Annotated in this window: 11 protein-coding genes; 7 read left to right on the forward strand and 4 right to left on the reverse strand. The window is 42.5% G+C overall.

The genetic code is table 11. The annotated features are described in order from the left end of the window. The 3 genes from ACE3T3_RS15500 to ACE3T3_RS15510 form a co-directional block, all read left to right on the forward strand. Window positions 1–260 (forward strand): transposase (locus ACE3T3_RS15500; protein WP_374668504.1); only part of this gene is annotated, 260 nt, incomplete at its 5' end. A 613-nt stretch (window positions 261–873) separates the two neighbouring features. Then, on the forward strand, window positions 874–1,317 hold the full coding sequence (locus tag ACE3T3_RS15505; protein WP_374668523.1) for an ESPR-type extended signal peptide-containing protein: 444 nt from the start codon (window positions 874–876) through the stop codon (window positions 1,315–1,317). Window positions 1,318–1,459: 142 nt separating this feature from the next. Beyond that, entirely contained in the window at window positions 1,460–3,970 is a 2,511-nt protein-coding gene (locus tag ACE3T3_RS15510) for a YadA family autotransporter adhesin (RefSeq protein ID WP_374668506.1), read from the forward strand. 259 nt (window positions 3,971–4,229) lie between these two features. Here ACE3T3_RS15510 and ACE3T3_RS15515 read toward each other — a convergent pair whose 3' ends face one another. The 4 genes from ACE3T3_RS15515 to ACE3T3_RS15530 form a co-directional block, all read right to left on the reverse strand. Further along, window positions 4,230–4,577: a hypothetical protein gene (locus ACE3T3_RS15515; RefSeq protein ID WP_374668508.1), complete on the reverse strand. Its 348-nt coding sequence runs from the start codon at window positions 4,575–4,577 to the stop codon at window positions 4,230–4,232. A 64-nt stretch (window positions 4,578–4,641) separates the two neighbouring features. Further along, a complete protein-coding gene (trpC, locus tag ACE3T3_RS15520; RefSeq protein WP_374668510.1) occupies window positions 4,642–5,448 on the reverse strand; it encodes an indole-3-glycerol phosphate synthase TrpC in 807 nt (268 codons plus the stop codon). Between the two features lie 19 nt (window positions 5,449–5,467). Further along, on the reverse strand, window positions 5,468–6,514 hold the full coding sequence (gene trpD, locus ACE3T3_RS15525; protein ID WP_374668512.1) for an anthranilate phosphoribosyltransferase: 1,047 nt from the start codon (window positions 6,512–6,514) through the stop codon (window positions 5,468–5,470). An 18-nt stretch (window positions 6,515–6,532) separates the two neighbouring features. Beyond that, window positions 6,533–7,117 carry an aminodeoxychorismate/anthranilate synthase component II gene (locus ACE3T3_RS15530; RefSeq protein ID WP_374668514.1) on the reverse strand — a complete coding sequence of 195 codons (585 nt, stop codon included), beginning with the start codon at window positions 7,115–7,117 and terminating at the stop codon, window positions 6,533–6,535. A 1,085-nt stretch (window positions 7,118–8,202) separates the two neighbouring features. On the opposite strand from ACE3T3_RS15530, the gene glnA reads away from it, so the two are divergent. From glnA to ubiA, 4 genes are all read left to right on the forward strand, one after another. Then, complete coding sequence (gene glnA / locus ACE3T3_RS15535; protein ID WP_374668516.1) at window positions 8,203–9,612, forward strand: type I glutamate--ammonia ligase; 1,410 nt, start codon at window positions 8,203–8,205, stop codon at window positions 9,610–9,612. Window positions 9,613–9,701: 89 nt separating this feature from the next. Beyond that, window positions 9,702–9,977 carry a hypothetical protein gene (locus ACE3T3_RS15540; RefSeq protein WP_374668518.1) on the forward strand — a complete coding sequence of 92 codons (276 nt, stop codon included), beginning with the start codon at window positions 9,702–9,704 and terminating at the stop codon, window positions 9,975–9,977. Between the two features lie 217 nt (window positions 9,978–10,194). Continuing rightward, entirely contained in the window at window positions 10,195–10,689 is a 495-nt protein-coding gene (locus tag ACE3T3_RS15545; protein WP_374668519.1) for a chorismate lyase, read from the forward strand. Window positions 10,690–10,697: 8 nt separating this feature from the next. Next, window positions 10,698–11,576, forward strand: a complete 879-nt coding sequence (gene ubiA, locus ACE3T3_RS15550) for a 4-hydroxybenzoate octaprenyltransferase (RefSeq protein ID WP_374668521.1) — start codon at window positions 10,698–10,700, stop codon at window positions 11,574–11,576. Window positions 11,577–11,957 lie beyond the last annotated feature (381 nt).

The raw sequence follows: 11,957 nt of genomic DNA on the forward strand, positions 1-11,957 counted from the left end.
AAGATCAAGGTATTGATTTGATTACTTACCATCGAAAAAACATGCAATCCATCCAACTATCTGCATCAGATGAATATCACTTAAGACAACGAAATAAGATAGAGACGTTATTCAGCTTATTGAAAGGACAATACAATTTAGTGACGAGTAAAGCTCGTAGTATTCATGGATTTCTGAGTGGGATTTACGCATCGTTATGTGCATATCAACTTAATCATCAAAATAAACTAACAATTCAAATTATGGAATCATTGGCTTAAGCAGGATTCGGGTTAAGTAATATTTGGCTATTTGTGTACGAGCTCAAAAACACCCCGATGAAGATAATCACTTTATGTTGGCAAACTTGGATTATGCCGTTGTGGGTTATCAGTTATATCTACCACGATAAAACCGTGAGGGAGGATGGTTCTGAATAGGTGGTTTGGTTTTAATAAAGTCTTTTATAGCAATATTTGTGATGGCAAAGAAATTGATTTAACGCAGGAAAGCCCATGCATAGTCGGTACAAAATAAATATTGAAAGCCGCCGCATTTTCTGATCCTGTCCAGCCCGAACCCATATTGCTGATGAGCAGAAATATGCCACATTGGGGTGAATGTCTTGGGCATTTTAAAGTAGAACCTCAGTATGAAATGATTGTTTTATATATTAGCGTAAACAGAAATCAATACGATTTAAAATCTTATCATTAAGATAATCATCAATATATTAAAAGCATCGACCCGATGCTGTTTTTTCTCTAAAGAGTTATTACTATTCGTTAAAATACCAATTATTAGTGATATGCAAGCCCTAATGTAGTGAGTTGTAATTATACCAATACTCAAAAAAAATAAGGTATATACCTGTGAATCACATCTTTAAAAAAAATCTGGAATAAATCACTGGGGCGTATGGTGGTGGTTTCGGAACATGCCAAAAGTGCAGGCAAAACTGACAACACTACAGACACACAACAAAATAGCCTATGCGATGTTCATCATGATGAACAAGGCAAAAACCTCGTTTTTGCCTATATACCGCTTGTACTCAAAAGCTTGGTGCTGAGTATTGCCACGATTTCGGGGAGTCATGTTTGGGCAGGGGTTGTTTGTACAATTACAGGTATAGGTTCTGCATTATCGACTGCCACAGGAACAAACGCAACTGCTTGCGGGGTGGGTAATGCCGCATCGGGTATTGATAGCAGTGCGGTGGGTTCTAGCAATACCGCATCGGGTGATTGGAGCAGTGCGGTGGGTTCAGCGAGTGGTTTTCATATACCTTATTCAAAGATACTGCTGGAAAAATTACCGTCGCTGGTATTGAAGTGAAGACCACAGGCAACACAACAAATATTAATGGCATTACTTCATTTATTGCAAATGGTGTAACGATCAGTGATGTACAGAAAGTACAGGACTTTAAAATGCACTGTACTCTGGAGGCAACCTTGCTATAGTAGATAAAAGCAGTGTGTTTGGTGTAGGGAGTGTTGCAACTGCAAAAGGTGCCACCGCTATTGGTTATGACTCTTTTGCTAATGAAGAAAATACAGTTTCGGTTGGACGTGCAGGTGCAGAAAAACGGATTACCAATGTTGCAGACCCAATCCGTGCCACCGATGTAGCCAATAAACGTTATGTAGATCAAGCATTAACTGGTTTTACAGGCAATGCGGATACAGTTTTATACAAAACAGGTTCAAATAAAGAAATCTTAACCCTTGCGGGTATGAGTGGTACAAAAATTACCAATTTACAAAATGGTACAGCCGATAACGATGCAGTGAATTTGGGTCAGCTAAAAACAAAAGCAGATCAAACAGCATTAACGACAGGTTTATCCAATACACTAACCGATGCGAAAGGCTATACAGATGTAGAAGTTGGTAAGCTGGATACTAAACTGGGTGCAGAAGTTGGCAATTTAGATACCAAAATCACGACCAATAAAAATGCAATTACTGCATTAGACGGACGAGTTGATGTAGCTGAAACAGACATTGCACTATTAAAAACCAATACAGGAAATTTAGGTGCAAGTGCGGTTATTTATGATGACGCAACGACCAAAGACTTGATCACCTTGAAAGGTACAACTGGTACGAAAATTACCAACCTAAAAGATGCGACTTTAGATGCAAATTCAACCGATGCGGTGACAGGTAAGCAGTTGCATGCAACCAATACCAATATCACAGCATTGGGTGATCGAGTGACAACAGAGGTTGGAGTGTTGAACACCAAAATTGGTAATGAAGTTACAGCTTTAGACACCAAGATCGGACAAAATACTACGGCAATTGATACTTTGGGTAGTCGAGTCACAACTGAAGTTGGTAATTTAAATACAGCAATTACCAATACAGCTACTACCATTAATACCCGTATTATCAATGAAGTTGGAATGTTGAACACCACAATTTCAGGAATTGATGGACGAGTAACGACCAACACTCAGGATATTGCAGCCTTACAAAGCGGTTTGGGCGGCATTTCAGCCAATGCAGTTGTGTATGATTCTGCGGCTAAAGATACGGTGACTTTTAAAGGTACGAAACTTACAGGTCTAAAAGATGCGACTTTAGATGCAAATTCAACCGATGCGGTGACAGGTAAGCAGTTGCATGAGACCAATAGCAATGTCACGACATTAGATGGACGAGTTACGAGTGAAGTGGCGACTTTAAATACCCGTGTAAATACAGGTAATGCTGCTTTAGCCAGTGCTTTAGGTGGCAGTGCTGCATGGAATAATGGAGTATTTACTGCACCGACTTATACCATTCAGGAGCAAGCTAAAACTACAGTGAGTGATGCATTTATTGCAGTGGACCAGCAACTAGGGTCAATTAAAACCTCTGTATCAGATTTAAAAACATCTACAGACCAGCAAGCTGCATCTAATTTGAATGATGCAAAAAATTATGCAGATCAGCAAACAACAGCAGCATTGAATAATGCAAAAGCTTATACCGATAAGCAAACTACATCAGCTCTAAATGATGCAAAAAGCTATACAGACCAAAAGGCGGCTGATGGTAAAGCCTATACAGACCAGCAAACTGCATCTGCGCTTAATGATGCAAAAAGCTATGCAGATCAGAAAGCGGCATCTTCTTTAAGTGGTGCGAAAGATTATACCGACCAGAAAACTGCATCTGCTATTTCTAGTGCAAATAGCTATACCGATAGCAAAATTGCAGATGTACAAAATCAGCTTACAGCGAATAACCAGTTTGTTCAGGTGAATGGCGTGGCTAATACCCAAGCGGCTTCTGCAACAGGTGAAAACTCTGTTGCGATTGGCGCAAATACAGTTGTGACAGGCAATCGCTCAACTGCTGTGGGAGTTGGTAATCAGGTTTCAGGTAATGGTTCTGGTGCCTTTGGCGATCCAAATATTGTGGCTGGAAATGGCAGTTATGCTGTAGGTAATGACAATAAAATCACAGGCGATAACACCTTTGTACTGGGCAATAATGTCGATACCAAAGCCAAAAATGCTGTTGTTCTGGGGAATGATTCTGCATCAGACCGTGACAATACTGTATCAGTCGGGGCAAAAGGCAAAGAGCGCCAAATCATCCATGTTGCCGATGCAACGGAAGATACCGATGCCGTGAATTATAAACAATTGAAGGCAGTAGAAAGTTCAGCCAACACTTATACCAATGACCGAGTCAATGCGCTCAACAGTGCATTCCAAGACTATAGAATGGAAACAGAACAACGTTTCCAGAAAGTGGATGAACGCTTTAACCGTCAAGGTGCAATGACTGCGGCCATGATGAATATGTCAAGCAGTGCAGCCAGTGTCAAAGGACGGAACCGTATTGGTGTAGGTGCTGGTTTTCAGGGGCAAGAGCAAGCAGTTTCAGTGGGCTATCAACGCCTTATTAATGAAAATACCTCATTGAGCATTGGTGGGGCGTTTACTGAAAAAGAAAGCTCAGGTGGTGTCGGTGTTGGCTTTGGTTGGTAATCGCTAAATATCATGATTGTAATTTAATATTTTGTGTGATTCATAGAGATCGTTTAAATGAGCGATCTCTAAATCTATCTTATATTGGCGTGTTGAATCCGTTCATTTGATGGGTGGATAGGATTTTATGAATAGTCGCTAAGGACAACGAGACGCCGTACAGTCTTATCAACTTTGTTTGCAAACGTCAAACACCAAGGTTTTTAGCAGTGCGCATTTCTAATATTCAGGCTTCTAGCTCAGCATTGATTTTTTTAATTCATTGATTTTTAAAATATAAACTTAAGCTTGGTGTATCAATTATATTTTCTAGAAAATATTGAATATGTTTCAAAGTTACACTAGGGATGACAACCAAATTTATATCACAGAAATACTGACAAGAATTTAAATCATCTTGTATGTTTTGATTAAGCCGTGCAGGGTCATAAAAATTAAAGGTATACATATGTTGATTAATTTCAACATCGACCTGCAGCCATCCTTTTGCTTCAATTTCCCAAGCATATTCATGGAAATCATTTTCTAATTGAATAGTGTAGTTCTTCATCAAACGCATTTTTAATGGTGATTGATCTTTCGGCAGGATATGAAATTTTTTGACCATATTGCACTAAGTGGGATAAGTTCAGGGAAACGTATTTCCCTAAACTTAAAATGAGATAAATCAATTACACAGAAGCTGGCACGCCAAACAATTCTTGAAAGGCCTGATCAGGACGTGGCTGCTTCATAAAACTTTCACCAACCAAGAAAGCATGAATGTCATGTTCTTGCATCATCGCGACATCGGCAGGTGTGGCAATGCCACTTTCAGTTACAAGTAGGCGAGAAGGCTCAAGCAATTTTTTCAAACGTAAAGATGTATTTAAATCAACATCAAAGGTTTTTAAATTGCGGTTGTTCACGCCCAAGATGCAGCGTTCAGACAGGCGCAAAGCGCGTTCCAGCTCTTCTTCGTCATGCACTTCAACCAAGACATCTAAATTATGCTCAAATGCAGTTGTCGACATCTCTTCCAATTGCTGATCTGACAAACAGGCCACAATCAGCAGAATGCAGTCGGCATGCAAAGCGCGCGCTTCGATCACGCCGTATGGATCAATCAAAAAGTCTTTGCGCAGGGCCGGCAAGTCACAATGCGTGCGTGCAATTTGAATGTTTTCATCGGCGCCTTGGAAAAAATCCACATCGGTTAAAACAGATAAACATGCCGCGCCAGCATCTTGATACTGCTGCGCAATTTCCGCCGGATTAAAGTTTTCGCGGATAATCCCTTTTGATGGCGATGCTTTCTTGATTTCAGCAATCACGCCCGGACGCTTGCTTTGCAAAGACTGCGCAAACCCGCGCACAGGTGTTGCCGCCTGCGCCAGTGCTTCGACATCTTTATAGCTGCGCTGTTTTAAACGCGCGGCGAACTCTTTCTGCTTGCGGTCAACGATTTTACCCAAGATGGTATTTGCGATATCAACCATGATTTTATTCCTTGACCGGTTAAGCTTCGTATTGTTTTAAGGTTTTGGTGAACTCGGACAGCACATCCATTTTTTCTAAAGCTTGGCCGCCATAGATAATGTCATGCGCCAGCGCTACGCCTTGCTTATAAGAGGTGGTCAGGCCAGACACATAAATGCCAGCGCCTGCGTTCAGCGCAATCATGCTGGCCGCTTTTTCACCAATAGGCGATTTCTTCTTGCCCAAGGCATTTTTAATCAGCGCCAAGCTCTCAGCAGAACTGTCTACAGACAGGCCTGTTAAGGTTTGAGATTCGATATCGACCGCTTCAGGCTGAATTTCCCATTCGGTAATTTCGCCATTTTTAAGTTCAGCAACATAGGTTGAAGAGGCTAGGCTGATTTCATCTAAACCGTCTTTAGAATGCACCACCATCACATGTTCAGCGCCGAGCTGCTTCAGCACTTCAGCCATTGGACGGCACAGTTCAGTGGAAAATACGCCAATCACAAAACGTTTCACGCCGGCCGGATTCGTAAGCGGGCCAAGCAGGTTGAAAATGCTACGGAAACCCAGTTCTTTACGCGGGCCAGCGGCATATTTCATGGCTTTGTGATGATTCGGCGCAAATAAGAAGCCGACACCCAAATCGCGGATGCAGCGTTCAGTTTGTTCCATGTTCAAATCGAGGTTAATGCCAGCCTGTTCCAGCAGGTCTGACGAGCCGGATTTAGACGACACGCCGCGCCCGCCGTGTTTGGCAATGGTTGCGCCCGCCGCAGCAATCACAAAAGCTGATGCAGTCGATACGTTAAACAGGTTTTGGCCGTCACCGCCAGTTCCGACAATATCTACCAAATGCGGCAGATCGCTGACATCAATTTTAATCGCCAGTTCACGCATGACGCGCGCCGCAGCGGTAATTTCGTCAATACTTTCGCCTTTTAAGCGCAGGCCCATCATCAAGGCGCCAATTTGCGCGTCTGAGGCTTCACCATTCATGATGGTGCGCATCACTTCTTCCATTTGCGGCTGAGTGAGTTCGATATTTTTTGTAATGTTATTTAAAGCTTGCTGAATATTCATACTTTGATTGCACCTATGTTAGGCATAAATTTCTAAGAAGTTTTTGAAAATCTGATGGCCGTGCTGGCTCAAGATCGATTCAGGGTGAAACTGCACGCCTTCAACCGGCAAGGTCTTATGCTTCACGCCCATGATTTCTTCAATCGTGCCATCTTCTTCATTGGTCCAGCAGGTGATTTCCAGGCATTCCGGCAGCGTCGCCTGATCAATCACCAAAGAGTGATAGCGCGTTGCTGAAAAAGGCGATGGAAGGTTGCTGAAAATGCCCTTGTCACTGTGATGCATGTCTGACAGGCGGCCATGCATGACTTTTTGGGCGCGGATGATATTACCGCCAAAAGCCTGTCCAATTGCTTGGTGGCCTAAGCACACACCGAGCAATGGAATTTTGCCTGCAAAATGCTGAATCGCTGGAATAGAAATGCCAGCTTCGCTTGGTGAACAGGGGCCAGGGCCAATGACCAAATACTTCGGTTGCCATCGCTCAATATCTTCCAGAGTGACGGCATCATTGCGAACGACTTTAACTTCTTGATTTAACTCGCCAAAATATTGAACGATGTTATAAGTAAAGCTGTCGTAATTATCAATCATCAGAAGCATGAGTTTAATAACCTATTGAAATTTGTGCACTTAACTGTGCTTATTTAGTCCGGATCGGCTCGCAGTTTTCCTGCGTCTAAAACGCATTATTTATCCGTAATATAAACAGAAATAAATCTGAAAAATGGAGCGCAGGTCATCATAGCAAAAAATAAACATTTTCTGCTGAACTATTTCTCGCAACAGGCGCGAAGCCTTTTGGATTCTGCCGATATGGCTATTAGGTTTTAGTGATAATTGATTTTGCTTTGAGGCCGTGAACTGCTTTTTATATAAGATACATAGCTGGGGTGGCGAGCGCAGAGTAAGAAAGATCATGATAGCCGCGTGGCTGAGCGCATTCCTGAATGGGCTATTTGCGGCTTATCAATCTAGGACTAAGGGGACTGTATTTTTCGAGAGATGCAGAATCCATTCAGTATTCTGGATCTGCATAGTGTGCGGCCTATGGATAACGTTGCAGTGATTGCGTTTCCATCGCATAACGTAGGGAAAAATCAAAAAACGGAAAACGGCATTTTTGAATCAGCTAAAAAATAGGCATTCAAAACACAATATTCACTCAAATGGTGCATTTTCTGCATGAAAGATTGAATTTTAATCAGGCTTTTTTTGCCTGAAAAAATCAACGGCATAAATTGAATTTCCCTGCATGTAAAAACCAGGCAAAACGGGGATGAAACATGCTTTTCCATAGGATGGAGAAATTCAGTTCAGCGCTCTTAACGCTTGAGCTTTAAGCAAAAAATATGAGTTGAAGTATTTTCACGCAATTGATGCCGGTGCTGCCGTGGAAATTGCTGAAAAATGTTGGTGCAAATGGTTTGATGTAAAATAATTGCACCAAATTGGATCATCTTATGACACTTTTTGAACAAATTTAAAAGACAGTGTTTGAATATGGTGCATTTACATTGAGGCACAGTATAATAGGCGCAAAGCAAAAAGCTTAAATCTTCTATTCTGATAAGGAATTCAATATTTTAGCTTTGCTTTTAAAAGTTGGTACGGTAATTGCTTAATAACAGCCAACTACTAACACGCACTTAGCGAGTGCAGCAAAAAAACATCGGAGCAAATTGAGCATGGCGAACAAGGTCCTTCAACTCATCCAAGAAAGTGGCGCAAAATGGGTCGATTTTCGCTTTACTGACACCAAGGGTAAAGAACAGCACGTAACTTATCCTGCTGATACAATCGACGAAGATACATTTGAAGACGGCAAAATGTTTGACGGTTCGTCAATTGCTGGCTGGAAAGGCATCGAAGCATCTGACATGATTTTACGTCCAGATGCAGAGACTTGTTTCCTTGATCCGTTCTTCGCTGAAGCAACAGTTGTTGTCACTTGTGACGTAATTGAGCCATCAACTGGCCAAGGCTATGATCGTGACCCACGCTCTATCGCTCGCCGCGCAGAAGAATATTTGAAATCTACAGGTATCGGTGATACTGCATTCTTCGGCCCAGAACCAGAATTCTTCGTATTTGACGAAGTGAAATGGGACATCGACATGTCTGGCGCGCGCCATACATTGATCGCTGAAGAAGCTGCTTGGTCTACAGGCAAAGACTACGAAGCCGGCAACTCTGGCCACCGTCCACGCGTTAAAGGCGGCTACTTCCCAGTTCCGCCAGTGGATTCTTCACAAGACATGCGTGCAGAAATGTGTGCAAAAATTGAAGACATCATGGGCCCAGGCCGTGTAGAAGTTCATCATCACGAAGTGGCATCTTGCCAGCTTGAAATCGGTGTAAGCTTCAATACCATGGTTCGTAAAGCTGACGAAGTGCAGCAGTTCAAATATGCGGTTTGGAACGTTGCTCACCAATACGCTAAAACTGCGACTTTCATGCCTAAACCAATGGTTGGCGATAACGGTTCAGGCATGCACGTTCACATGTCGATCTCTAAAGACGGCAAGAACTTGTTTGCTGGTGACGAATATGCAGGCCTGTCAGAAATGGCATTGTACTTCATTGGCGGTGTGATCAAGCACGCTCGTTCATTGAATGCGATTACCAACCCGTCTACCAACTCGTACAAACGTTTAGTGCCACACTACGAAGCACCGATCATGCTGGCTTATTCAGCACGTAACCGTTCGGCTTCTATCCGTATTCCTTACGTTTCTAGCCCTAAAGGCAAACGTATCGAAGCGCGTTTCCCTGATCCAATGATGAACCCGTACCTAGGTTTCGCGGCATTATTGATGGCAGGTCTTGACGGCATTCAAAACAAAATTCACCCAGGTGAAGCGGCTGACAAGAACTTGTATGATCTTCCTCCGGAAGAAGAAGCAAAAATCCCAACAGTTGCTCATAGCCTAGAAATGGCGCTTGAAGCGCTTGAAGCGGATCATGATTACCTGCTTAAAGGCGGTGTATTCACTAAAGATATGCTTGATGCATACATCGAAGTGAAAACTGAAGAAGTTCGCCGTTTGAATACAACGACTCACCCAGTTGAATTTGATATGTACTACAGCTTGTAATTCTGAACAGCATTACACTGTAAAAAAACCCGCCTTGTGCGGGTTTTTTTGTATGATTGAGCTCATATTTTCTAGGTCAGTAAATTAAGATGGCGCAGCGAAAAAAGCACACAGGTTTTTTCCCTTGGATTGATCCCCAAGATCATAACAAAGGATTTAAATTAAACTTCTCTGAAGTGACTTATGTTGAGGTGGGGCGTACTGTAGAGGGGTATAAGCAGGCTGAATTTGTTACATTGAAAAATCCAGAATTGGCTTTGGACTTTGATTATCCTCAAAGCTTTTATATCAGTGCGGAAGGTTTGGTACTGATCAAAACACCGCAAGGCAAATTTGAAGTGATTGCAAAAACGGATAATGCTTAACTATTCAATTGTATGATGCTTGTGGATATGGCTTTATATTATGTGCAACTTTCAGCCTTTGGTTGAATTAAGCCACTTTTAAATAAACAAAATAATTCCAAAAAATTGAATCTGATGATGGGCTTGATGCAAATTGGCCCGTCAAAGTTAATTGGCCATGTGTATAATCCTAACACCTGATCATCAACATCATTGCTGAGTTTATAAGGCGAGGGACATGCAGAGCACACACAGTCAAGCAAAAACCATTCCAGAAGAATTAAAAAAATGGCTGTATGCTTCAGGCTCTTTAACACAGCAGCTGACCGATTTAGCAGGCGGTCAATTTCAAGTCGAACCGACTAAAGAGCATTTTCAGCGAATGAGCTTTATTGATGCAAAGTGGATGGGCATGCCGTTTCAGCATACCTCGTGGGTGCGGGAAAGCTACTTATATGGCAGCGAAGCTGAGCCTTGGGTCAAAGCAAAAAGCATATTTCCGATTCTCAGCCTGCACAAGCGGGCACGGATTTTTCAGCATATCGGCGCCAAACCGATCGGCTTCTTTTTGTTTCAGCGGACAAATCCAGCATGTGAGCGCCGTGTCATTCGGCTTGACGATGGCTGGACACGGCAGAGCTGTTATACTTGGCACGGCTGCAAATTCATTGTGCAGGAAACCTTTTTAGAAAGTTTTGAACAGTATTTGCAAAAGCAACACTCAGCGGGTTAAGGACAGTCATGACAGCTGCGCATCAAATTACTTGGCGTGAACGTTTAGAAGCATATTATTATCTTTGCCGGTTTGATAAGCCGATCGGCACAGAATTGGTGTTTTGGCCGACGATGTGGGCGCTTTGGCTGGCCAATGCAGGCACGCCAAGTCTATCGATATTGATTCCCATGATTCTCGGCACGATTTTTATGCGCGCTGCCGGATGCGCCATTAATGATTTTGCTGACCGTAAAGTGGACGCGCATGTGGAGCGCACCAAAACCCGTCCGCTGGCTACAGGGATTATTTCTGCCAAAGAAGCGGTTTATGTCTTTCTGTTTTTGGTGGCGGCCAGCGCCTGCATGCTGTTCTTTTTGCCGATCGAAACGTTTTACTGTTCTTTCGGCGCGCTGTTTTTGGCCTTTATCTATCCCTTTATGAAGCGCTATACCCATTTGCCGCAGGTGTTTTTGGGCGCAGCGTTTTCGTGGTCTATTCCTATGGCGTATACCGCAGTCGGCCATCCGCTGGATGTGACCTGCTGGCTGCTGTATTTCGGCAATTTGGCCTGGACTGTCGCCTATGACACGCAATATGCCATTACCGATCGTGAATATGATCTCAAGATAGGTGTAAAATCGACAGCGATTTTATTCGGTAAATACGATATTGAAATTATTTCGGTATTGCAGGTCATCAGCATGGTATTGATTGGATCGGCGCTGTATCTAAAGCAGGCGCTGATTCCTTTTGGCTTAATGGCATTGCTGGCCGTAGCCGCTGATTTTGTTTATCAATGGACGAAAACCAAAAGCCGCGATCCGCAATGGTGCTTCAAGACCTTTCTGCATAACCGCTGGGTTGGGGTGATGATTTTTATCGGCATTTTCTTTGCAGTTTTATGAAATATTTGCATAAATATTTTTAAGTTCATCTTACAAAAAGCGCCTAAAACAGGCGCTTTTTTATGCTTAATAATTTAAATTTCGTGATGAGATTACGGCGAATAACAAAAAAAGGAAATGAAAATAAATCAAATGCTTAAACGGAGTTCGTTGGCGGTTGTGTGTTCTTTAGCCTTATTTTTAAAGGCGTGCGGCAGTGGAGATGATGATTGGGATATATGGACGAAAATCAAAAGCCGCAATGGTGTTTCAAAACCTTTCTGCATAACCGCTGGGTTGGGGTGATGATTTTTATCGGCATTTTCTTTGCAGTTTTATGAAATATTTGCATAAATATTTTTAAGTTCATCTTACAAAAAGCGCCTAAAACAGGCGCTTTTT

The organism is Acinetobacter sp., from assembly GCF_041919735.1.
GTDB lineage: Bacteria > Pseudomonadota > Gammaproteobacteria > Pseudomonadales > Moraxellaceae > Acinetobacter.